This is a genomic window from Aristophania sp. ESL1100 (assembly GCF_058511235.1).
Genome location: NZ_CP196394.1, coordinates 204,334 through 227,147 on the forward strand (window position 1 = coordinate 204,334; position 22,814 = coordinate 227,147).

General features: G+C 53.1%; 24 protein-coding genes. 10 read left to right on the top strand and 14 right to left on the bottom strand.

Annotated elements, in window-relative coordinates:
- Positions 1 to 87: 87 nt before the first annotated feature.
- The 6 genes from ACSYSY_RS00945 to ACSYSY_RS00970 all read right to left on the bottom strand — a co-directional run bounded on the left by ACSYSY_RS00945 (position 88) and on the right by ACSYSY_RS00970 (position 7,514).
- On the bottom strand, positions 88 to 2,157 hold the full coding sequence (locus tag ACSYSY_RS00945; RefSeq protein ID WP_491707468.1) for a hypothetical protein: 2,070 nt from the start codon (positions 2,155 to 2,157) through the stop codon (positions 88 to 90).
- A gap of 207 nt (positions 2,158 to 2,364) precedes the next feature.
- Positions 2,365 to 3,348, bottom strand: coding sequence for a hypothetical protein (locus tag ACSYSY_RS00950; RefSeq protein WP_491707469.1), 984 nt, complete (start codon positions 3,346 to 3,348; stop codon positions 2,365 to 2,367).
- A 69-nt stretch (positions 3,349 to 3,417) separates the two neighbouring features.
- On the bottom strand, positions 3,418 to 3,576 hold the full coding sequence (locus tag ACSYSY_RS00955) for a hypothetical protein (protein WP_491707470.1): 159 nt from the start codon (positions 3,574 to 3,576) through the stop codon (positions 3,418 to 3,420).
- A 181-nt stretch (positions 3,577 to 3,757) separates the two neighbouring features.
- Positions 3,758 to 4,762 (bottom strand): hypothetical protein, encoded by a 1,005-nt coding sequence (locus tag ACSYSY_RS00960; RefSeq protein ID WP_491707471.1) that lies wholly within the window; start codon positions 4,760 to 4,762, stop codon positions 3,758 to 3,760.
- A 208-nt stretch (positions 4,763 to 4,970) separates the two neighbouring features.
- Entirely contained in the window at positions 4,971 to 5,984 is a 1,014-nt protein-coding gene (locus ACSYSY_RS00965) for a hypothetical protein (RefSeq protein WP_491707472.1), read from the bottom strand.
- Positions 5,985 to 6,125: 141 nt separating this feature from the next.
- Positions 6,126 to 7,514 (bottom strand): DUF2130 domain-containing protein, encoded by a 1,389-nt coding sequence (locus ACSYSY_RS00970; RefSeq protein WP_491707473.1) that lies wholly within the window; start codon positions 7,512 to 7,514, stop codon positions 6,126 to 6,128.
- Positions 7,515 to 7,752: 238 nt separating this feature from the next.
- Between ACSYSY_RS00970 and ACSYSY_RS00975 the strand changes: the two genes are divergently transcribed.
- Complete coding sequence (locus ACSYSY_RS00975) at positions 7,753 to 8,397, top strand: hypothetical protein (RefSeq protein WP_491707474.1); 645 nt, start codon at positions 7,753 to 7,755, stop codon at positions 8,395 to 8,397.
- A 34-nt stretch (positions 8,398 to 8,431) separates the two neighbouring features.
- Here ACSYSY_RS00975 and ACSYSY_RS00980 read toward each other — a convergent pair whose 3' ends face one another.
- Both ACSYSY_RS00980 and ACSYSY_RS00985 read right to left on the bottom strand, forming a co-directional pair.
- Positions 8,432 to 10,855, bottom strand: coding sequence for a S8 family peptidase (locus tag ACSYSY_RS00980; RefSeq protein ID WP_491707475.1), 2,424 nt, complete (start codon positions 10,853 to 10,855; stop codon positions 8,432 to 8,434).
- Complete coding sequence (locus ACSYSY_RS00985) at positions 10,767 to 11,840, bottom strand: AAA family ATPase (protein WP_491707476.1); 1,074 nt, start codon at positions 11,838 to 11,840, stop codon at positions 10,767 to 10,769. The genes ACSYSY_RS00980 and ACSYSY_RS00985 overlap by 89 nt, the downstream gene beginning before the upstream one ends.
- Positions 11,841 to 12,239: 399 nt before the next feature.
- Between ACSYSY_RS00985 and ACSYSY_RS00990 the strand changes: the two genes are divergently transcribed.
- The 9 genes from ACSYSY_RS00990 (at position 12,240) to ACSYSY_RS01030 (ending at position 18,734) form a co-directional block, all read left to right on the top strand.
- On the top strand, positions 12,240 to 12,968 hold the full coding sequence (locus ACSYSY_RS00990) for a hypothetical protein (protein WP_491707477.1): 729 nt from the start codon (positions 12,240 to 12,242) through the stop codon (positions 12,966 to 12,968).
- Positions 12,969 to 12,988: 20 nt separating this feature from the next.
- Positions 12,989 to 13,747, top strand: a complete 759-nt coding sequence (locus tag ACSYSY_RS00995) for a hypothetical protein (protein ID WP_491707478.1) — start codon at positions 12,989 to 12,991, stop codon at positions 13,745 to 13,747.
- 141 nt (positions 13,748 to 13,888) lie between these two features.
- Positions 13,889 to 14,533, top strand: coding sequence for a hypothetical protein (locus ACSYSY_RS01000; RefSeq protein ID WP_491707479.1), 645 nt, complete (start codon positions 13,889 to 13,891; stop codon positions 14,531 to 14,533).
- A 251-nt stretch (positions 14,534 to 14,784) separates the two neighbouring features.
- Positions 14,785 to 15,294 (top strand): hypothetical protein, encoded by a 510-nt coding sequence (locus ACSYSY_RS01005; protein WP_491707480.1) that lies wholly within the window; start codon positions 14,785 to 14,787, stop codon positions 15,292 to 15,294.
- Positions 15,294 to 15,923 carry a hypothetical protein gene (locus tag ACSYSY_RS01010; RefSeq protein ID WP_491707481.1) on the top strand — a complete coding sequence of 210 codons (630 nt, stop codon included), beginning with the start codon at positions 15,294 to 15,296 and terminating at the stop codon, positions 15,921 to 15,923. Before ACSYSY_RS01005 ends, ACSYSY_RS01010 begins: the two co-directional genes overlap by 1 nt.
- A 53-nt stretch (positions 15,924 to 15,976) precedes the next feature.
- Positions 15,977 to 16,105 carry a hypothetical protein gene (locus ACSYSY_RS01015; RefSeq protein WP_491707482.1) on the top strand — a complete coding sequence of 43 codons (129 nt, stop codon included), beginning with the start codon at positions 15,977 to 15,979 and terminating at the stop codon, positions 16,103 to 16,105.
- Between the two features lie 10 nt (positions 16,106 to 16,115).
- Positions 16,116 to 17,054, top strand: coding sequence for a hypothetical protein (locus ACSYSY_RS01020; RefSeq protein ID WP_491707483.1), 939 nt, complete (start codon positions 16,116 to 16,118; stop codon positions 17,052 to 17,054).
- A gap of 129 nt (positions 17,055 to 17,183) precedes the next feature.
- Complete coding sequence (locus ACSYSY_RS01025) at positions 17,184 to 17,852, top strand: hypothetical protein (RefSeq protein WP_491707484.1); 669 nt, start codon at positions 17,184 to 17,186, stop codon at positions 17,850 to 17,852.
- A gap of 219 nt (positions 17,853 to 18,071) precedes the next feature.
- Positions 18,072 to 18,734 carry a hypothetical protein gene (locus ACSYSY_RS01030; protein WP_491707485.1) on the top strand — a complete coding sequence of 221 codons (663 nt, stop codon included), beginning with the start codon at positions 18,072 to 18,074 and terminating at the stop codon, positions 18,732 to 18,734.
- A gap of 69 nt (positions 18,735 to 18,803) precedes the next feature.
- Here the strand turns inward: ACSYSY_RS01030 and ACSYSY_RS01035 are convergent, their stop codons facing one another.
- Genes ACSYSY_RS01035 through ACSYSY_RS01060 form a run of 6 tightly spaced genes read right to left on the bottom strand, consistent with a single transcriptional unit; the run spans position 18,804 to position 22,802 of the window.
- Complete coding sequence (locus ACSYSY_RS01035; RefSeq protein WP_491707486.1) at positions 18,804 to 19,124, bottom strand: hypothetical protein; 321 nt, start codon at positions 19,122 to 19,124, stop codon at positions 18,804 to 18,806.
- A gap of 23 nt (positions 19,125 to 19,147) precedes the next feature.
- A complete protein-coding gene (locus tag ACSYSY_RS01040) occupies positions 19,148 to 19,531 on the bottom strand; it encodes a hypothetical protein (protein WP_491707487.1) in 384 nt (127 codons plus the stop codon).
- Between the two features lies 1 nt (position 19,532).
- Positions 19,533 to 20,657 carry an AsmA family protein gene (locus ACSYSY_RS01045; protein WP_491707488.1) on the bottom strand — a complete coding sequence of 375 codons (1,125 nt, stop codon included), beginning with the start codon at positions 20,655 to 20,657 and terminating at the stop codon, positions 19,533 to 19,535.
- Positions 20,658 to 20,712: 55 nt separating this feature from the next.
- Positions 20,713 to 21,117, bottom strand: coding sequence for a hypothetical protein (locus ACSYSY_RS01050; protein WP_491707489.1), 405 nt, complete (start codon positions 21,115 to 21,117; stop codon positions 20,713 to 20,715).
- 1 nt (position 21,118) lies between these two features.
- The gene (locus tag ACSYSY_RS01055) at positions 21,119 to 22,255 is read right to left on the bottom strand and encodes a hypothetical protein (protein ID WP_491707490.1); all 1,137 of its coding nucleotides are present in this window, start codon (positions 22,253 to 22,255) and stop codon (positions 21,119 to 21,121) included.
- 55 nt (positions 22,256 to 22,310) lie between these two features.
- Positions 22,311 to 22,802: a hypothetical protein gene (locus ACSYSY_RS01060; protein ID WP_491707491.1), complete on the bottom strand. Its 492-nt coding sequence runs from the start codon at positions 22,800 to 22,802 to the stop codon at positions 22,311 to 22,313.
- Positions 22,803 to 22,814: the final 12 nt, after the last annotated feature.

Below are 22,814 nucleotides of genomic sequence, written 5' to 3' on the forward strand. Positions count from 1 at the left end.
TTAAGGACGTTATTGCGCAGACATAAAGAGGCCCGTTCCATCAGGGGCCTGCGCCAGACGAAAGGCCTGACGCAGAAAATCCATGATTCAGCTCATAAGGCCGCCATTTCCCGGTTTCTGAGACGCGTTCCCGCTGCTCCCTGAGGACGGCGATCCTGCGGGCGACGGCTCTGAGGGCGGTGTGTTATCAGTGCCTGAAGATCCTCCATCAGAAGGCTTTTCGGAGGGTGCGTTGCTATCGCCAGCTGGAGCGTTTCCGCTTGCTTTGTCAGAAAAGGGATCCACCTCGGCTATGGCTGCCTTAAGGGATGCGTCATAGATTGCTCCCCATAAAGCGGCTGCTTCCTCATAATTTGTGGGCATGCCTTTGGGGACGTAGGAAGTGATTGTGTCAGCGTCGGTCGCGGGCCGTGTTTCTGTCTTATCAGAATCAGCATACGTTATGACGAACACATAGGTCGGCTGAGCGTGTTTCCTGTCATCTGAGTCCGAGCCAGAGTCCAGCTCCGAGCTCAGTTTAACTGAAATCTCAACCTGATTCTCGTGATGGGCGTCCATGGTGGTAACGCTGAATTCCCCGGGGGTTGCAGTATTGATGTCCGCTGTCACGGTGCTGCCATCAGGTTTTTTACAGTCTGTTGTGCATTGGTACTTATCGCCATCAAATAAAAAGTACATTGAGACTTCAGACCAGTCTTCAGAAACATTTTTAAAAGTGACATGCTTCAGGTGTTGTTTGTCTTTTTCCTTATCGGCGGTCAGCGAGGCCGTAGCAACAATTCTGTATCCGGTGGACACTGTTTTATCGGGAGTATAGAGAGTATAGGAGGTGATATAGCTGTTATTGCTGTTAGGCCCGACTGACCCCGTGCGGGAAAGGAGAGGCAGTTGCAGGGTGACATTCTGGTCTATTGTATAAATGCTCCCCTCTCCGCTTGTGTCGGCTGCCTGCAGGTAGGAAATGGTTGTATAGGTGCCGTTATCATTGATCGTGGCGCCCATGTAAGGGGTCGGTCCAGAGGTGATGACTGAAGGAATCCCGCTGGCGGTGGCCTTTTTCTGAAAATCGAGCCTGAAATTGCGCTGGTCTGTCAGATTGGCATCAACAATATTGGTCGTGATGTCATTGGGGGATATTCCGCTGGGAAGAGTGCGGTCAATTTCAGGGAAGCGGACCCAGAGTTTCGAGGCTTCGTCATAGGCAAGACCGCCAATGACATTGATGCTCCCCACCATCGGAGCAGCGCCAGGGAAGATTTCCAGGGCACGGGCGAAAACGTCTTTCAGAACCCATTTGGGGGCCTGATCATTTTTCATGGCGTTCAGGATGGCCAGGGTGTTATCATCGGGCGTGCTGCTATCGGTCGCCGTTTTAGACCCTAGATAGAGCAGGGAAAAGAGCGCACCAGCAGGGGCATCATCTCTGAAGCCCAAAGCGCATTTGGAAATTGTTATCGGGTCTATGACCTCGTGTATGGTCAGTGCATGGGCGGCGATGAGCCTGTCATATTCGCCCCCATTATCAAAATTTGCAGGCTCCCGTTTTGAAATAAGATGGGCCGTCAGCTGGTCTCCCAGGGCCGGCCCAGGGGTGCCGGTCAGCGTTCCCTCAGTCTGGAAATTGCTGCCTTTCGGTGAGGAAATGGCGTATTGTGTGGGTTCTGTTTTCCAGTAAAAAAGGCTGTCCCCCCAGCCCCCGATATGAGCCCCGTCATTAAGGGACACAGCTGTATCAATGCCGAGGAGATCCTGAATGGCGAGCAATCCTTTGCGTTTGAGGATTGCTTTGATGATATTTGTGCCGACATCATCAGACATTTTACCTTCATCGCTGTCGGTCAGGGTGAGATGGTCAAAAAGGAAACCGCTTTGTGTGACTGTTTTGCTGTAATTGCGGATGAAAGAATAGAATCTGTCCCCGGCATCAGTGCTCTGGAAGGTCTGTTTGTACCAGAAAAGTGTTTCGCCATCGAGATTAAGCGTCTTGCCCTGCTGCGCCTCTATATAATTACGCAGGATGGTATAGCAGCCCGCAATAGGGGAGGGGCTGTCGTCTGTGTCCCCGGGTTTGGAGCTCGTATTCCCCTGCGAGGAAAGATGTGCTTCCAGCTGCGTTAGAATATCGTCAGGAAGGGGATAGGGATTCTGATCGGCCATGATGGGTCCTTTACATGTCTCTTATGATGGTGTGATTATGAACACTATAATTGAGACAATCATAAGGCGTTTATCAGGGGATTTTATGACCTGTTTTGGAGGCGGTTTTACTGTAACGTTAAAATTTCATTATAAGTGATATTCAGACGTTACACTAAAACCATGACAGCATCCTTATGGAGACTGTGCTCCCGGGTAAAGCGGGTTTTATGGATGGGAGCCTTGTTTTGGTTTTGTCCCGCCTGACGGGGGTACCTGGGCCAGCATGGAATTATACGTCTTTTCAAGGAGTTGCGTCGCTTCTTCAGCATTTATGGGCACGCCCGCAGGCAGATAGGAGGTGGCGGAGAGGGGGCTGGGGGCGGGTTTCGTGTCTGTCTGATGGGTCTTTTCGTCACGGGTGGCGAGGCGATAGGCGGGGTGCGTTTTGTCCGGGCTTGCCGGGTCTGGTTCATAAAAGATGGTTTTGAGGAGTGTCTGATGGGCGTCCTTATAGGAAACCGTAAAGGCTGGGTCGGTTTCGGAAGGGATGTCCACGCTCACGCTGGTGCCGTCATTTTTTGTGCAGCTGATGGAGCGCGAGGGATCGTCCCCTTTATAGGAGAAAGTGAGCAGCGCGCTGGGACACTCTTTGGATAAAGGGGTGAAAGAGATGGTTTTCGGGCGTTTTTCCCCCTGTTGAGCCCCCTCTATATCGCCCGAAGAGATCTCTTCGGCCAGAATGGTTTTCCCGTCCGGGCCGTAGAGATCAATCATGGTTTCGTAGGTTTTTGTGTCCGTATCATGGCCCAATGACCCCGCCATACTCTGCAGGAGCACGCCTTTCGAGCTGGTGGTCGTTGCGTAAATAAGCGGGTTGGGGCCGGTTTTGGGATCTGGCTGCAGGATAGCGGTGGTCGAATAGGTCATATTCGCATTGACCGTTATCTCGAGCGACAATTTACCGGTCAGGGACCCATGGCGTTTCTGCTGCTCAATGGCCCGGGTCATGATGTCTTTGATCTCTTTGCCCGTGAGAACGGATTTTTCTGTAGTCTGTTTCGATACAGGAACGTTCCGGGAAGGCGCAGTCTGGACGGGCGCAGTCTGGGCCAGAGCAAGAGACGGCGCTGCGATACTGATAACGCATAGCGCCCTGAAGGTGTGTTTCAATGGTGTGATAGAAGTGCTGGCATGTAACGGGTCCGTCATAAGGCCTCTTTATAATGTCATTATAATAACAGGACTATTATCATCCTTTATTGAGGCAATAATGAGGCGTTAAGGAAGGGTTAATGAGGCGCCGTACAGCACCAGCTCCAGACAGAGAGAGACGATCTTGTGGCTTTTGCTGTTCGCAATCGGGCAACTGAAAGCAATTTGCTCATCCGGGGCGCATAAACTCGGTATATCAGGCTTCGCCGCTGCCGCACTTGCCACATGACAGGACAGCCCAAAGCGATCAGGGAAAGAAAAGCAAGAGAGTGCCGGAAGAGTGCCATTATATTATCTTTCAGTCTGGGCTCGTCTTTACGTAACATTTTTCCCATGAAATTGGTTCATTCTCTTCCTCTGGCTCAGGCCAGAGGAAAGGGGCTTCTGCCGGCTCCCAATGGGAAGGTCAGGGGTGGCGCCTGTATTTTTTATCCCACGCTTCCAGACGTAATTTGGATTTGACGATAGAAGCCGCTACGGCGTCATTATAGAGCTTCCGGCCGAGTTTTCCAGCCTCTACATCATTTATGGGAACGCCTTCAGGAAGATAGGAGGAAGCGGACACTTTGCCGGGTGCGGGTTTATAGTCTGTTTTATGGGTCTTTTCATCACGAGTGGCGAGACGATAGGAGGGGTGCGCTTTATCAGTGCTGCCGGGGTCCCTTTCATAGGAGACGGTCTTGAGGAGTGCGTGATGGGCGTCCCGGTACGAAACCGTAAATTCCGGAGAGGTCTTTGAAGGAATATCCAGTTTTACACTGGTGCCATCATTTTTTATGCAATCTACGGACCATGACGCTATTTCGTCTCCCTTATGGGAGAAAGTCATCATCGAGCTGGCCCAGTCTTTGGAGACATGGTTGAAATACACGCTTTTCAGGAGTTTCGTGCCATATTGTGCATTTTTTGGTTCTCCGGCAGCGATGGTCCTGGTGAGAACGGTTTTCCCGTCAGGGCCATAGAGCTCAATCAGGGTTTCATAGGCTCTTTTGTCAGTATCGTGATCTATGGCTCCAGCAACACTCATGAGGAGGACCCCTACCGCATCATGTGTATTGTTCAAAATAAGACCACTCATGCCGGTTTTGGGGTTTGCCATTATGTAAAAGATTGTCGTGTAGGTCGTATCATCATGGACCTGCGTATTGACCGATACTGTGGTCTCATGGGGGCCTCCTGATGCAAGGAGGCTGGCACGTTTCTGCTTTTCCACCGCCCGGGTTATGATGTCTTTGATCTCTTGTCCTGTGATGACAGTTTTGCCTGTAGTCTGTTCCGTTTCAGGAACGTTCTGGGAAGGTCCGGTTTGGGCAAGGGAAAGAAACGGTGCTGCGATACTGAGAATGCACAGCGCCCTCAAAGCGTGTTTTAATGGTATGAAAGAAGTGCGAGAAAGTAACGGGTCCGTCATAAGGCCTCTTTAATAATGTCATTATAATAACAGGACTATTATCATCCTTTATTGAGGCAATATTGAGGCGTTAAGGAAGGGTTAATGAGGCGTGACGAGGCCATAGAAGCCGCCGGAAGACGTCCCGACGGTTTTACGTTTTCTGACTGGGCGCCTTCTGAGCGGGCGCCTTTTGCCCAGGCGTCTTCTGACCGGGCAGAACGGGTCTCTACGGGTGGGGTTTTTCTTTCTTTTGACCGTCCAGGATCGCCTTGTTCTTTAAAGAAGTACCGGTTTTGTCAAAGAGGTCTGACGCGGCCCTGGCCGTTGCGGGAACGCCGTCAGGCATATAGGACGAGGGGGACAGTGTGTCAGGGGCGGGTTTCGTCTCTGTCTTATGGGTCTTTGCGTCCGTTGTGGTGAGACGGTAAGAGGGATGCGCCTTGTCCGGGCTCTGGTGGTCCGCTTCATAGGAGACGGTTTTCAGGAGGGCGTGATGGGCGTTCCTGTATGAAACAGTGAAGTCAGGGGCGGTCTCTGAAGGGATGTCCACGGTCACGCTGGTGCCGTTATGTTTCGTGCAGTTCATTGATTGCTGAAGTTTGTCCTCCTGATCTCCCTTATGGGAGAGAGTCATCACAGCGCTGGGACAGTCCTTGAACATATGATAAAAAGAGATGGTTTTCAGGTATTTACTGTGACTCAGGGGCGGGGGCGCATTTTTTTCAAAAATTTCCTCGGCCAGAACGGTTTTCCCGTCCGGTTTATAGAGCTGATCGCTGTTATCATACATCAGTTTGTCAGTGTCGTCCTCCATTGATCCGGCGAAACTCTCGAAGAGGACGCCTGTCGGGCCATAAAAATTCACCAGCATAAGTTTATTGAGGCCAAATCTGTCGTCAAACTTCAGGAAGGTGGTTGTTGTGCGCGTCGTATTGCTATTGACCCTTGTGTCCGTATCAAGCCCGTGTATGGAGCTGACGTGTTTGTCATATTCTATTGTCTTGGCAAAGATCTCCCTTATCACGCTTCCTGTGAGGATAAACCGTTTTGGTGCCGGCTTTTTCACAGCGGCGCTCTGCTCCGCATTATTTGGGGCCGGAGCGCTTTGGGAAGGTGTCGTCTGGGCTGGCGTGGTTTGGGCCAGGGCAAGAGACGGCGCTGCGATACTGAGAATGCACAGCGCTCTGAGGGCATGTTTCAATGGTGTGATAGAAGTGCGAGAAAGTAACAGGTCCGTCATAAGGCCTCTTGATAGGGTCATGATTATAACAGGACTATAATCATCCTTTATTGAGGCCATAATGAGGCGTTAAGAGAGTGTTAATGAGACAATAATGACGCCATGACCCCCGTCCTCCCTCCCGTCCCCCCTCTGGAGGGCTCAGCCTTTCTGTTCGGCAAAGCGGGCGGTCATGGTGGGGTTGCCTCTTGTCAGCTTACGGACGGTGAGGTCCTCGGCCTTGTCATTGGCAAGGCGCAGATTATTGGCTGATTTATGCAGGGCTTCCTTTGTTTTTTCGAGGTCTTTGATCGCGTCATCAATGCGCTTGATGGCGTCGGCAAATCCGTCCGAGGCGAGGCGCCAATTGCGGCCGAAAGCGGTTTTGAACTCATCGAGACGGGTTTCAAAATTGGTGATGTCGATGTTCTGCGCTTTCACCAGAGCCAGCTCCGCCCGGTATTGCAGAGAATTCCGGGCCGCATTGCGCAACAGGCTGATGATGGGAATGAAGAATTGCGGCCTGATGACGTACATCTTCTCATAATGATGCGACATATCGACAATCCCGCTATTATAGAAGTCACTTTCCGGCTCCAATAGAGAGACAAGCACTGCATATTCGCAGCGTTTCTCGCTGCGATCCTTATCGAGCTCCTTGAGGAAATGCTCGTTTTTCTTTTTCGTCGCCGTCTGGTCCGCCTCATTTTTCATTTCAAACATGATCGAAATGATTTCGGTCCCGGCTTCATCATAATCACGGAAGATATAATCGCCCTTGCTGCCGGTGCGGGCGTCATTATCCTTTTCAAAACAGGCTTTCTGAAACGCAACAGAGCGCAGCTGGTTGAATTCCGTCTCGCAATGGAGCTCCAGCGTTTCTCCCAGCATTTTGGTGGAGAGGCGGGCTTTCATGTCGCGCAGGCGCTCAATGGCCTCGTCACGGTCCCTGAGCTGGGTTTCGTACTTGTCTTTCAGGGCCGTTTCAGCAAGCTGCTTTTCAAGCCCCAGCCGGGAAAGCGCGTTCTGAAGGGCATCACGCTGCTGCGTCACCGTGCCGACCGCCTCATGCAGAGCGAGCTTTTTCGTCACATCCGCAGCCTCGAGAGCGGCCTTCAGGCGGGCAATTTCGCCCTCCTTGCGCGCGGCTTCCTGCTGAAGATCGGCCTGACGCTTCGCCTCGGCCAGTAGGGCGGCGGTCTGGAGCTCCTGTTTCGCCTGCTCCAGCGCGGTGGCGAGACCGTCCTTTTCTTTCTGCACGTCAGAAAGAGCCTCGTTAATGGCGAGCTTGCGGGCCACGTCACTTTGCTCAAGCTTGGCCTTCAGGGCCTGAATTTCCGCCTCTTTCTGCGAGGACAGGGTCTGAAGCGCGCCTTCCGCACGGCTTTGGGCCAGGGTCAGAGCCGCGCGTTTTTCCCCCTCGGCCAAAGCGAGGCGCTCCTGCAGCTGCTGCTCAAATTCACGATCGCGCACCTGCTTGAGCAGCGCCGCATAACCGGCTTCATCGACTTTGAAAGCCTTGTGACAATGGGGGCAGGTAATATCGTGCATGGGGGATTTTCCTTACAGGCCACGAAGGAAACAGAGAAACGCGGCGTTTCTTTCATAGCGTTCTTTCGCTCCGCTGGCCAGAAGCCGGATTTCTGTGGAGAACATCATATTATCGCCATTATGTGCCGATAAAGGCAGTCCAGATAAAAATTTCCAAATCACGGAGTTTTCTAGATTAGGGCGTTATTTGAATGGTTTTGTTTATTGTTCCGTTATTACATTTGAAGAGAGTATCACGATGAAGCGATTTCCCACATTTATGGCCCTTCTTCCGGCCCTTATGCTGTCTGCCTGCCATGATAACAGGGCTCCGACCAAACGTAATTTCGAAGCGGCCATGAATCGCTATTATGCCAAACATTGTATTTCGGTCGGGACAGATTATTTCGGCAATAAGTTCCCGCTGGAGATCGCCATTCATGACAAGGATGGGTATTCCAGTTCGTTTGATGCTGAGAAAAGGAAAAAATGGGACGCACTGGTCGCGGTGGGGCTGCTGAGTGCGGAAGATAAGGATGTCACGAGTAAGGATTTTCTCGGCCAGCCACACACCTCTTATATGAGGATCTATTCCCTGACAGAAAAAGGCCGTCCCTTCCTGCAGGATGAGGATAATACGACGATGTGTGTCGGCCATTACAAGGTCACATCCATACGGAAATTTGACGGCCCGCATTTCGTGCCCTGGCTGGGTAATATCGAAGTGGTCGATGTCCGCGATAAAAGAGCCCCGACCAACGTCCCTGACTGGGCAAAAGATAAGCGCGTGACCGATGCCTGGCCCGAACTGGGCCCCCTGCTGAAATCGGATCAGGAAGGCGATATGAGCCTGATTAATGGCAAGAAAGGCTGGGTTGCTGAAAAAGATTACCTGCCCAGTTAAGCGCTCTTTTCAGAAAGGGGGCCTTGACCGGGTGTCAGACTTCCACAGGCACCCGGTTTTTCGCGTCGATCGCCTGTTTGACTATCGCCTGTTTGACCTCGGAATAGAGATCAGCCTGCGTCTCGGGAGCGTTTATTTCCACAATCAGGGCGAAGCGAGCCACGGGTGGTTCTGAATGCTTAGCTGATTTCCACCATCCCTGCACAGGGTAAACGGCAAGCAGATGACGCTTGGTCAGATCATAGGCCTGGCACGTTATCTGATCGATCTGTAGGGAACCGACATCACGCCTCTTGGGACCGAACTCCCACCCATCATCGCTCTCGTCTCTGGGGACTCCGGTCGGTTTTGCCGCTTTATTGATCCGCTCCATGAAGGGCTCAGGATCTTCATCGGGCTTGATCAATGTGAAACGGAGATTATGGGAGGCGTAACCATATTTGTTTCCTCTGGCTGCTTCAGAGGGGTTTGGCTCGATAAAGGTGCTTAAAGCAATGCGTAACGTTACGGGCACGGTTCCCAGTTTGCGTAATTCGTGTTCGGGCCAGGGCAGGGTGTAGAGTTTCAGCTCATTAAGAGTATTCTGGGCCGTATAGGGCGTGATCGTGTCTTCAATGACGAGTGTCAGGGCATTGGAGGCACTGCGCCTTGCCCGCTTGAGATTGGGGACGCCATAGCCATAACGCTGAAAGAGCCTCGCATAATCTCCCTTTTGAGGCTTTGGAGGGAGATGGCTTTTCATTTGTTCGGTCCAGCGGGCCGAAGCAACAAAAAGGGCCCGGATGGTTTCTGGCCATAAATCAGGGTAATCAGCCCATAATTCTGCAATCTCCCGGCTGGCAAGGGCTGTGGCCGCACTTGTGCACGCTGTAGAGGAAAAAGCACGTTCGGGGTAATTATGGGACGTGGTTAAAAGCATCAGGGAATCATGGGGGTATGCTGGGGGAGGGCTGCTTAATAATAAATTGCCCCCTTCATAAACAACATCCGGCTTTATCGGCCAATGTTTGTCCCAGCTTGCCGTTCTGGAATGGGGGGAGAGGTCTCCCATCGGAGCAAGGACTTGCCCCGGGATCGTCTCAGGTAAGGTACATTTCGTCGTATAGGCCCCGACGGTAATCGGGTTCCATGATTGCGCCGGAGATTCCAGCTCATTATCCGGACGATCACAAACAGGCAGGTAATCAGAGCTTGTAAAACGACGGTCCTGATCGCTATTACCAGCGGAAATCAGGATCAGCCGTTGATGGTGTTCCTTTCCTGATATCCCTGCGCCAAGCTGATCCATTTCAGTGGACCATGAGGTCGGTGCCCCATCATGAGGGGAATCATCTTTGGTCGTAGTGGCCATGCAGAAGACCCTGCGGCGTTGTGTGACTTCAACAGCATTAATGGCCTGTCTTGTTACAAAGCCGAGCAGGTGATGGGGATTTTCCCCCTTATCAGGGATCACCTTTGCAGATTCCAGCCTGTGGCGCACAAAAACCGGGCCGGAACTTTGAAGAACCGGGCCTAAATCTCCATAAAGCACCAGCCCAGCCAGTTCTGACCCGTGGCCCTCATGATCTGTTACGTCCCATTGCGGATAGGCCGCATGACGGTCACCGGGGTGGATATAAGGATTTAGAAGAGGATGGGTGAGGGCAATTCCCGTATCAAGCAATGTTACGTAGCTTGTGCAATCAGGCGCAGATGTGAGGCGGTGCTGTAGATTTTCAACCCAGTCAGTCTGTTCTTCAATGGGGAGATCGAGGAAAAATTCGCCTGTTGTGGCGGTAGCTGCCAGCGCTTTGAGCCCTTCATGTTTTTTGATCAGCTCTGCCAGTTCCTGGGTGGTTGCCTCGGCAATGACGACCAGATCTTCGTGGAACTCCAGTGTTTCATGGCCTATGGAAAAGCCCTGTTTTCGGGCGTGCTCAATAAAATCTTCCCCTTTTTCCCGTGAGAGCCATAATTCCCAGAAATGTTTTCCCTCTCCCGAAGGGTATTTAGACTCAGGGCCCCGCCAGAGCGCCCGCATATCAGCTTCATGAATATGATCAATACTCTGTGCCAGATCGGCATTCTTGCGGTGACCCTTTTCTGTCCGTTCCGGTCCGGCAAAGTCACTGATTTTTTTCTTGAGATCCTCTACCCCTTCTGGTGTGGAATAAAGGGTCGCGGTGATTATCTTTGATGTATCGTTTTTATGAATATTGAGAAGGGATAAATTTTTATTACGGAGACGGTCCTTCACCATGGGCTGGTCTGCGCGCCCTATGATGGAAAGATACAGGCCAGGCCGCCCTTCAGCCTCACAATCAGGCAGGGCGTCAAGCTCTCCTAGCAGCTTCCGGCCGTGGGCCTGCGGGTCAGGAACCTTCTCTGGTTTATTTGCCGGACCGCCGCCTTTTGGCGACCGAAAGTCCTGCCCCTTTCCGTATCCCTTGAGGATGAAGTGCCTGTGCTCCTGCGTCATGATCGATAAATCCTATCCCGAGCAATGAACGACGTCGCGTTAGGGACGCCATCAGCATGTCTGTATCAATGTCATTACTGTCATTGATGACCGCACGCCTGGCCGCATCTTCGGCCGAGGCAATGACATCAGCCGTTGAAAGGCCGGACGCTTCATGGGTGATGTCGTCCCATTGAATATTTTCGACATCAAAACCAATCAGACGGCGCTTCATGGCTTTTTCTATCGCGGCTGCATGGGGAAGGTCGTAGGGGAGAACCAGCTCAAAGCGCCGCAACACAGCCCGGTCGAGAATTTCAGGCAGGTTCGTCGTGGCAATGACAAGGGACGGCCCTGTATCTTCATCGAGAAATTGCAGAAATGAGTTCAGAATGCGCCGGGCCTCGCCAACATCGTTTTCCGTAGCCCGCTGGGCGGCCAGGGCATCAATTTCATCAAAGAGATAAACGCCCCGCGTCGTGCGGATCGAGTCAAAAATCATGCGCAATTTCTGCGCTGTTTCCCCCATATATTTGGTGATGAGCCCGTGAAGCAGGACCGTAAATAAAGGATAATGCAGCTGCCCGGCGAGGGATTCCGCCGTCATGGTTTTTCCCGTGCCAGGGGGGCCTGAAAGCAAAATCCGGCGCCGTGGTTTAAGCCCCTTGAGTTCCAGTTTTTCAGTCTGCAGTGTTTCAGTCACAATCTGGGAAAGCTCATCTCCAATAAAAGACGGCACGATAACATCGGATAAACGGGCACGCGGATAGGAAGCGGCGAGGAATTCACCCAGCTCCCCCCGTGGGGCGATAATGGGGGTTGGGGCTGCCGCCTCCTGAGGGCGGCCTGATCCGGCCTCTGCCCATGTGCGGAGCTGCTCAGCCAGTCGCTTATGGCCTTTCTGGTCCTCGGCGGCAGCAAGCTGCATGGCGAGGTCAAAAAAGCGGGCGGCATTTCCTTCGGCGTGGCTTTTTACCAGGCCTATCAATTGCTGGGCAGACGCCATGTCAAGGTGAACCTATGTTTTAGTAATCATGATATGAATCTGCGTTGCAAGGTTCTTTACCTATAGCAGATACGTGCCCGGTCATTCTATCAGAAATAGGGCTTTATAGCGAGGAATTGTTTTCCTTTTTCTTTGTTTCAAGGGAGGCTGAAACAGTTTGAGAGGCACTCTTTCCTATATGTATTGTGTGACAGATGACAGTGTCTCTATGCAGTCTCTCCAATAAACATAGTTTTGACATATTTATGAGATACGGGTCTGATATTGCGCGTTTTATATAAAAACACATAAATCGGTCGGTATGGGAAATTTTTTATTGTCCATTCTATTCAGTCATTTCAAAGAGTTATTTCCCTTCTTAAGGCCGTTGACAGTGATCTCGGTAATGGAGACCGTGGCGTGAGACGATTTTACATGGCTCTGGCCTGTGTGCCAGCTTTTGTGATGACCATCGGACTTGCCCATGCAAAGGGGGCAAAGGCCGGGGGGAAGGCTGACGTTCGGGCGTATAAGGCTTATGAAAAAGCGCTGAATGATCATTACGCCAAAAACTGCATTTTTATTGATGACACCTATCAGGGGCGGGAATTCCCGGTCACGGTTGCGCTTCACGATGAAGACGGGCTCCGCAAGGGGATCCTTTATTCCGGAGACCAGCAGACGCGGGAGAAATGGGATTCCCTCGTGAAGGTGGGTCTGTTGAGCGTGAAGGAAAGCCGCGGGTCTGCCAAAGATGAGTTCGGCTCCACTCATCCGACCCATAGCCGGATTTATTCCCTGACAGAGCAGGGCAAGGCCGCCTATTCCCCTTATGAGGGGATCTGTGTGGGGCATTATAGGGTGACCGCTGTTCAGAGTGCGACGAAACCCGCCCCTCTGCCGGGCGGAAGTCAGGGGGTGACGGTCAGTTTCACCGCTTCAGCCGAGGGCATTCCTGACTGGACAAAGGACGAAGCCGTCCAGAAAGCCTGGCCTGAATTGGAGGTGCTCCTGAAGCCTGACCAGCCAAAGCAGCGCGCCCTGATCAAGACCGATAGCGGCTGGGTCGATGAGCGGGAATTCACCCAGGACAGCCCGCAACCACGTGCTGCAACGTTCCTCAATGCCTATGACACGCGCGATGAATAAAGCGGATTGGAGAGTATGATATGAGATCTGGCCCTTTATGGATGCTTCCCCTCGCAGCCTGTCTGCTGGGTGGATGGACCGGAGAGATCCCTTCAAAAGATCAGGTGAAAACGGTTATTAACACCTATCTCGATAAGAAGCATTGCGGCTTTGCCCTGCCCATTAAAATGGACCCCAATCTCTTCCCGCTCGCCCTTCCCGTCAAGGATGAAACGCTGAGAACCCCTGATATCAAGCTCGCAAAAAAGGCTCAGCGCATTCAGGAAAAACGCGAGAAATCGGATCTCTTTGTCGCATTGGGGGTGCTGTCTTCGCGGGAGAAAACCATTCATTATGACCGCGACGGCCGGAAGCTCGCCAAACCTGTTCTCGTAAAAATCTATGATCTGACGAAAAAGGGCCGGGAGATCACCTCTCATCCCAATGAATATACCCATATCTGTATCAGGGATTTCCGGGTGACCAATGTTGTGGAGCTCCAGGAGACGGAGAATGTCAAAGAGGGCGGGGCGCATCTGACCGCCATTGTCGATCTCTCTCCCGGCACGGTTTCGAGCTGGACGAACATGCCGGGCTATCAGAAATTGCTGGGCGGCGCGCTGGCCGGTGTGCCGACGGTCAAGCAGATCGGGTATGGGCTGATCAAGACAAAAAATAAAGGCTGGCTGACCGAGGCCCAGGTGAATTGGGACCGGATGCATAATGTGATCGATACGCCCGATGTCAAAGATGTCAGCACCATGCAGAATGGCGACCAGTCCCCCCCTCCGGCCCCTTAAGAGACACCCTTTGAAGCACGGGGTCTGATCACTTTTCTTCCAGCTCCTTGAAAAAGCCTTATTTCTGCCTGATAAATTTGAGGCGGATCTCCCCTCCCGTGCGGGTGGGGGTCAGGGAGATAAGGCAGGGAGGTTGGTCGGATGATGAGATTTTCCGTAAGTGCGGCGTTCTGTTCCGTTCTGTTGCTGGCGGCCTGCCACCGTGACCCCAATGAAGTTGATCGCCAGAAATTCAAGCAGGCGCTCAATGAACATTATGCCAGGCGCTGCATTACGGTGGGGGAAGGGACAAGTCGCGAGCAATTCCCCCTCACACTGGCTCTCTCAGCGCAGAAGAGAAATGACCCGGTCGCTTTGAGAGACCGCAAACTCAGCGCCTTTGTCGATACAGGGCTCCTCAGCGTTCAGGACCAGCCAGCTCCTGTTCAGGCCTCCTCCCAGACGCCTTCTGAGAAGCCCGATCATGAAGTGACCCACCGCAGGACCTATTCTTTGACGAAAATCGGGCAGTCCCTGCTGGCTTATGGGACCTATTTCTGTGCCGGGCATTACAAGGTCTCACAGATCAAGGCCTTCACCGCCCCGGGGAAAATCCTTGATGGCTCGGTCGTGACATCGGTCTCCTATACCGTCTCGCCAAAGGAAATTGCCAGCTGGGCCAAAAATCCCGCTGTGCAGGCCCTCTGGCCGGATTTGGGTGAGCGTCTGGCCAAAGACCGGCAGAGAAACATGACCCTCGTCCAGACGGAAAAAGGCTGGGCGGTGGAAGATGATTTTAACGATTAATCCCCGTAAAGTCCGCTTTTTGTAAATAAATCATTAACTGTCCTTAAAAAAGCCCTAATCCATCCTTATGGAAGGCTGCGTATCTATAAGGACATTATTGGTGAGAGCCTATATGAAACGGGGAAGAGTTCAGGCGTATTTTGTCTCTGTTCATGAAGTAACGGGGAATAAAGGAGATAGAACCTGCGCATCCTCGCTAATACCATATTTGTGTAAAAAGAATCATTGCCATGATTTAAGTTTCAGGATTAATGTCCGCGCGTCTGAATATGACGATTCTGGAATATGGAACGATGTATAATTCAAACGGTATTAACGAACATCACATCAGATTTTTCAAAGCATTGCTGATTCTGACGGTGCACAGGCTTTTTTCGCCTTTCAATACAGCCGATCTGAAACGCTCTTATCAGAGTGCAGCCTGTTTTTTCCTGCTGACCATGTCCCTCATTCTGGCCGGGGAAATCTCTGCCGGAGTGGCGTATTTTGACCGGAATCTCACTCATATTCTTGATCTGACCGTGTTTATGACGGTGGAGACGATCCTCTTTCCCTTCTCGAAATATGTCTGGCTGGCGGTCAGGGAGCATCTGGGGGGGGCAGCGCCTGTCATGCGCCCCTTTGGGGCCCTCCCGCTGGGGTTTATGACCAATTTTTTCCTCTTTATGGCCTCTGTCATTGCAGGGCCTGCCGGGATTGCCTGTATTTTATACAAGACCAGACATCGTGAGGGACGTGAATTTACTGGAGCTGAAGAATAATGAAATACCCTTTCTATCTTACGTTATTGCCCGTCCTTATGCTGGCTGCCTGTAGTGAAGATGTTGCCGGTCTGTCCAATGAGATGGCCCGCAAGGCTCTGAATGACCATTACGCCAAACATTGCATTTCGTTCGGGGAGGAAAACAGCACCCAGAATTTCCCCGTCACGGTGGACCCTTCACAGGATGTGGTTGATGACCGGGGCAATAATCAGAGCAAGAAATGGGACGCCCTCGTCACAGCAGGGCTGCTGACGGTTGAGGGGCAAAACCCCGAGGAAGCAGTGGCCGTTGGTGGTGCTGAGAGCAGTGGGCAGAAAGTCTATTCCCTGACCCAGAAAGGGCAGGACGCACTGGACCATAATCTCTCCTTCTGCATCGGTCATTACCGGGTCGATGACATCAGAAACAAGACCCTCGGCGCGAACTGGACCGGCGGTGAGCCGACCGTCAGCGTTGATTACAGGATTTCCCCCACCAAAGTGCCGGGCTGGGCACAGCGTTACGTTCTGCGCCGCACATGGCCCCAGCTGCGGACACTCCTGCGCAAGAAGAGACATGTCGATGCCCTCCTGATCCAGAACGGCTCTGACTGGACAACATCGGAGGATTACACGTCCGCCCATTAAAATCCTTGGGGATTGGAATGGGGGCCCTGCCTGAGAAAGGCAGGGAGCCTTTTATGGCACACAGCCTGACAGCATGGCGGCCAGAGGGCAAAGCAACGATTTTCATCTCCCGGTTACCGACTGCTCCTTTTTCCCCCGCTTTGACGGGGAGAGGACCAGACGGACGGGGAACGAAACTTTAAAGGTTGAAACATGAAAAAATTACGACCCTTAGTCACTTTGCTCCCGGCTCTTATGCTCGCTGCCTGTGCCGGTGAAAACGGAAATGCCGGCAAAGGCAATGCTGGCAACGCTGCTGGCGCTGAAGCTCCCAGCGGGACGAGCGCTGCGGTCATTACCGGCATGGCGTCCAGCATCACACCGGTCGGGGCCGGTGTTGCGGGGCCTGACCTCACCAATGCGATGATCAGAGCCGCGATTGACAATCACTATGTCGGGCGCTGCATATCCATCGGGAAAAAGCAGATTGGCGGCGGCTTCCCCATTACCGTCCTGCCTTCAACCGACTTTGTTGATTCAGACGGCAATCACCGGACTGATAAATGGAACATCTTTGTCAAACAGGGTCTGTTAAGCACAGAGAACCAGGGCTCTGCCGATGGTTTCCCCGTCGGGCCACAGGCTGACACAAGCCAGGGGAAAACCTTTTACCTGACGCCAAAAGGCCAGGCCGCCCTCGGCCCGGATGGCGCTTTCTGCGCGGGTTATTACAAGGTGGATGACATCAAAACCAAAACCCCCGGCGCAGCGGGACCGGCCGGTGAGCCGACCCTGACGGTCGAATATAGAATGTCGCCCGTGAAAATGCCGGACTGGGCCCGTCATTATAACGTCCGTATGCTCTGGCCTGAAATGCGCCTTCTGCTGAAAAAGAAGCGACCCATGAAGGTGGTTCTGGTCCAGACAAGCAGCGGCTGGGTTACCGAAGAGGATTATAATTCAGGCGGTCACTCGCCAGATGTCATTAATCCCGACCCGAGTGCGCAAGCCCCCGCTGCCCCTGCGCCGGCACCTGTCAGACATACGGTGAAACATACGCGCAAACATGTGGTCAGACACGCGGCAAAACCAGCGGTAAAACCAGCAGTAAAATCGGCCGCAACACCCGCTGCAACACCTGCCTCCAAATAAAACAGGCCTGCGGGAGGGGCGAGAGCGGGAGGAGGAATTTTAACCTTTCCGCCCGTTCTGCCCCATTTTTGCCTCATACTATGCGTATGGGAAGCAGGTCGGCGAGATGAGGAGCGTAAAGGCTGAGACATGAAGAAGAGAATACGTTTAATAGCCCTGTTGCCGGTCGTGATGCTCGCCGCCTGCCATGACAAAAAGGCCGTTACGGGACAGAACTTCAAAGACGTCCTCAGTCACTATTACGCCAGCCATTGCGGTGCGACGATCGGGCTGACCATTGAGGGGCGGGATAATTTCCCCGTATCGGTCACGTTGCGCGATGATGGGGGCGCCCCGCTCGATATCTTCTCCCGCGAGGAGGAAGAGCAGCGCATCATCGAAAGCAGCAAGCTCGATGCGCTGGCCGATGTCGGATTGCTGAATGTGACCGATAAAACCGGCATGATCTCGTCAAATATCGGGGATGTCATCACAACGCATCAGCGGACCTATTTCCTGACGGAAAAAGGGGAATCCGTGCTCGATCATGACATGTATTTCTGTGCTGGCCATTATAAGGTTGCATCGATCAAGACCATGACGCGCCCCTTTGCCACAAAAGACGGCGCCACGGCGTCCAGGGTTGTGTTCACAACCTCTCCGAAGGAAGAGGAGGAGTGGGTGAAAAATGAGTCCGTTCAGGCGATCTGGCCGGAGCTCAAAGAGGGGTTCCGCCCCAATCACCGCCGGGAGATTTTCCTCATCCTCGGTAAAAATGGCTGGGTCACGGCTGATGAGTATTACCAGCGCGACCAATAATCAGCCCTGTTAAAGGCGTATTCTGCGTCCGGCATTGCTGTCAAAAACAGTCAAAATGATTAATGATTGGATAATATCGCCTCTTTGAGTGGTATCGTCATAATAGTGCCATGATGTGTTTTTATGTCCAGCTTTCCATAAATGAGGAAGCAGGGGCTCTCCGCTCCGAACGCTCATTGTTCTGAAAAGAGGTGACAAGACTGACATGTGTGGCGCAGAATGAAGATAAAGTCCCTGATGATGCTCGTTTTCCCGGTTATGATGCTGACATCCTGTCATGATCATAAAACCGCCGCGAATAAACATAATTTCGAGCAGGCCCTTAATAGACATTACGAGAAATATTGCAGCATTACCGTCGGGGAAAGTCGCTACCGGCATGAATTCCCCATTACACTCGATATTCACGACCATAACAGCTCTGCCGCTATTAGTCTGTGGGGCGAGGGCGATAATGAGGAAAGCAAAAAATGGGACGCCCTGGTGGAGGCCGGCCTGCTGAAGGTGAAAGATCAGAACGGGACAGAACGCGTCTGGGGCAATAGCCGGCTCACACACCAGAAAGTCTATAGTCCCACCGCCAAAGGCCAGGCCGCCCTGCTGAGAGGCACCATTTTCTGCGCTGGTCACTACCAGGTTGCCAATATCAAGGATTTCGTGATGATGAACGCGACCGATGACGGGATCAACGCCTCTGAAGTCAGCTTCACCCTATCCCCCCACAACCTTGCGGACTGGGCGCAAAATGCCTCTCTGCAAAAGCAATGGCCTGACCTGAAAGCCCAGCTGCAAACAGACCAGTCCGCCCGGATGGTCCTGCTCCAGACCAATAAAGGCTGGTCCACAGAAGAGGATTATTACAGCACAGTTCCCGGAGGGTGAGAGGCCCCGGAGCAGAAGGAGAGCAGGGTAAGGAGAAGAGCACCCCTTCTGAGGGATGAGGAAGGGCGATCAGCCTTTCTTCGGTGAGGTCTTTCTTCCCGGTTCCGGCAAGCCGGGGCGGTGATGGGAGTGGCTTTCCTGGTGGTAGAAGCGCTTCCAGAGGGCGGCGTAGCGGGTGCCGCATTCGGTCAGCTTGTCGGTCAGGAAGCGTTCGCGCTCCAAAGCGAGGCGGAGTTGCTCATTTTCGAGCGATTTTGTGTCAATCACGTTGCGTTCATGGCGCAGGCGGGCACGGATATATTGGCCGAACCATCCTGCCACCATGCCCAGAGCCCCGCCAATGACCCCTTCCCATCCTTTGGCGAGCTCCAGCAGTTCCTGCGGGGTCACGACTGTGCGAAAGCCCCCCCAGCTCAGCTCGTCAGATCATCAGGTCTGGCAGGCAGCTCTGTGCTGGTTGTGTCTGTGCCGTTAATGATGGCTTGCAATGATTGCACATAGGACTTTGTTTTGGGACCAAAACTTTCTCCCATAGCGACAATCATTGGTGCCTGGGACTGCACGGAAGAGAGGGCGTTTTGAGCAACGTCTTTAAGCGGCGGTGGAGGCAATGTGTAGGTCTCTATCGCATTCTTTTCTTTATTGAACCTGACTCCAAGCCCGGATTTGAAAGCGGCGTCAACTTTTTGCCCCTCATCATCGGTGATTCTGGTGTAAGCGTCGCTTATGTTACTGTAAGTGCCATTCAGCATTACATTAATGGTTCCGTCTTCACGAATTAAAGCAAAATAGGTCATATCAGGCGTCCATCTCCCCAATTGCGATACATCTATAGGTAAATCCGGAAAGATCTTCCGTTGCGTACTCGAAACTGAGTCGGGTGATATTGAACTTTGTGTTATCGGGGTCTCCGGTAATGGTTACCCCGCAATTCATTCTGCCACCATCTGAGTTCTCATTGACGGAAATAACCGGTGATGTGCCTTCCTTGAACGGGAGCGGGAAATTGATATCGGCATTTCCCCCGCTTGCTGTAAAGGTAAAGGCCTGTATAACGATCCGGGAACCATGGAAATTATCCCCGATGATTTCAGGCAGGCAGGTGCCGCGCGCTGTCGTCACACTGTTATCGGCATTGAGCGTCAGAGCGGCCTTGCGCCCGTCAGAGGCCGTCAGGACAAGGGTCGTGACCGGGCTGTCTTTGGTGCCAAGGAGCTGAAGCGTGCCTTTCGCCCCATCCCCTTCGACTGACAGGCTCAGAAGGCGACTTGCCAGCCCGTCATCAGAAACAGTACCGTGTAGGTCCAGATCCCCTGACAAGGCACCCCCTGCAAGAGACAGCCGGCTATCTTCAGCCGCCTTGGCGCGGGTGGTTTCCGCCTGCACATCGTCACTAGTGGCCAGGGCTTTTCCGGCAGAGTTCTTCAGCGTGCCGTCCGTCGTGGCTTCCAGCACCCTGTAATAATTCCCGTCCAGATCCTTAATGACCAGCCGGCCTGTGAGGTGATTGACGCCGTCTGGCTGAATGGCTTGCAGGTAGAACTGGCCGGCCCCCAGCTGGGTGCCGAGTGTCTGGGACAGGGTTTCGCCTTTCTGGGCAAATTGCCCGCCGACCAGCACAGTGCCTGAAAGGGTGCCTCCTGTGAGAGGAAGGAGCTTGGTCAGGTCATCACGCGTGGCAACGGGCACATTCTGAAGGGTGAGGCTGCCGGTAATATCACCCCCACTCAGTGGCAGATAGGTGCCTCCTGCCTGAGCGTCACTCAGGTCACAAAGTGTGTGAATGATTGGGTTGAAGAGAGCCTGGCTCAGGGGCGTGCCTTCATGCTGGCCCGGTACCAGATCCAGGACACTGGGGCGGCCCTTCTCATCAACAGTCATATTTGGCACACCGGGAAATTGGGGCCAGTTGGGGTTGCTCATATACCCATACTCCATTTTGTCTGAAAGAAACGCCGAAATAAGGGCGTAATCAGGGCTAGCTTGTCAGATCATCAGGTTTGGCGGGCAGCTCTGTGCTGGTTGTGTCTGTGTCGTTAATGATGGCTTGCAAGGCCTGCACATAGGACTTCGTTTTGGGGCCAAAACTTTCACCCATCGCCACGATGATCGCTGCCTGGGACTGCACGGAAGAGAGGGCACTCTGCGCCTGCTCTTTCAGCTCAGCATGAGAGGGCGGGGGCAGGGTGAAGGTGGTAATGGTGCCATCCTCCCCATAGGTTACGCCACACTTTTCGGTCACGAAATCTTTTGCAACCGCGTCATATATGTCTTTTGTGACATTGATATAGCGCGGTGACGTGACCGTACCGGGGCATTGGACCAGTGTCGTGACGTGCCTGTTCTCATCAATCACGACGTAATAATCAGACATCTGGCTCATCTCAGGCAATCACTCCTATGGCTGTAATTCTTACGATGGCACTTCCGGTATCAAGAGAGTCACCGCCTCCTTCCACCCAGCGTTTGCGAATTTCGAATGATTTTGTGGTTAACGTTCCGATGGCAACATTAACGAGGACGTTATTGGTACTGCTGTTACTTAGTTCGCTCTCTGTATCCAAAATGACGGTATAAGGGGTTTGGAGGAATTCATTGGGGAAGGTGATGACGGTGCCATTTGCCGCCATGGCCGAGAAAATCTGCATCACAACCCGCCCGGCTGCCTGGTCTGACGTCACCATCATTTCCGGCAGGCAGGTGCCGCGCGCTGTCGTCACGCTATTATCAGCATTCAGAAAAAGGGAGGCTTGTGTTCCGTCAGAAGCGATTGTTGATAGTGCTGTTGTAGGACTTGTCTTTGTGCCCAGGAGTTGCAGTTCTCCACGGGCATTGTCTCCATCCACACTCAAGGTCAGTGTTTTGCTGAATAGATTATCGTCGTTTATATTGCCGTGTAGGTCTATGTCGCCATTCATGGTGCCGCCTGCAAGGGCCAGCCTGGTGTCTTCAACTCCTTTGGCGCGGGTGGTTTCCGCCTGCACATCGTCACTAGTGGCCAGGGCTTTCCCAGCAGAGTTCTTCAGAGTGCCGTCCGTCGTGGCTTCCAGCACCCTGTAATAATTTCCGTCCAGATCCTTAATGACCAGACGGCCTGTGAGGTGATTCACATTGTCCGGCTGAATGGCTTGTAAGTAGAACTGCCCATCCCCCAGCTGGGTGCCGAGTGTCTGGGACAGGGTTTCGCCTTTCTGGGCAAATTGCCCGCCCACCAGCACAGTGCCTGAAAGGGTGCCTCCTGTGAGGGGGAGGAGTTTGGTCAGGTCATCACGCGTGGCAACGGGCACATTCTGAAGGGTGAGGCTGCCAGTAATATCGCCCCCACTCAGCGGCAGATAGGCGCCTCCTCCCTGGGCGTCACTCAGGTCACAAAGTGTGTGAATGATCGGGTTGAAGAGAGCCTGGCTGAGGGGAGTGCCTTCATGCTGGCCCGGTACCAGATCCAGGACACTGGGGCGGCCCTTCTCATCAACGGTCATATTTGGCACACCGGGAAATTGGGGCCAGTTGGGGTTGCTCATATACCCATACTCCATTTTGTCTGAAAGAAACGCCGAAATAAGGGCGTAATCAGGACTAACTCGTCAGATCATCAGGTTTGGCGGGCAGCTCTGTGCTGGTTGTGTCGGTACCCTTGATGATGGCCTGCAAGGCCTGCACATAGGACTTCGTTTCGGGTCCAAAACTTTCACCCATCGCCACAATCATCGCCGCCTGGGATTGCACGTCAGAAAGGGCATTCTCAGCCCGTTGGGACAGAGGGAGCGGCGGCAGGGGCGGAGAGACGTAATCGGCCAGAGTGTTATCAGTGCCAATTTGTGCCTGGGAATGCCCGTCCAGGTGCCATGCCCATTGCTCGGGCGTGAGGGCAAAGAGGTGTTCCTTTTCAGGGATCAGGCTTTCAGGATAATCGGTCCGCCAGAGGTCGAACCAGCCTGTCACCTGGACCGGACGAGGGGCAGAGGGGTCGTAAACACCGTAATAGCGGGCAGGATAAGAGAGCGCTCTCAGAGCAATAGTGTCAGACTGAGAGGGGGCCTCCCGTGACGTGATGGGTGTGTCTGTCATCAGTAATCTCCG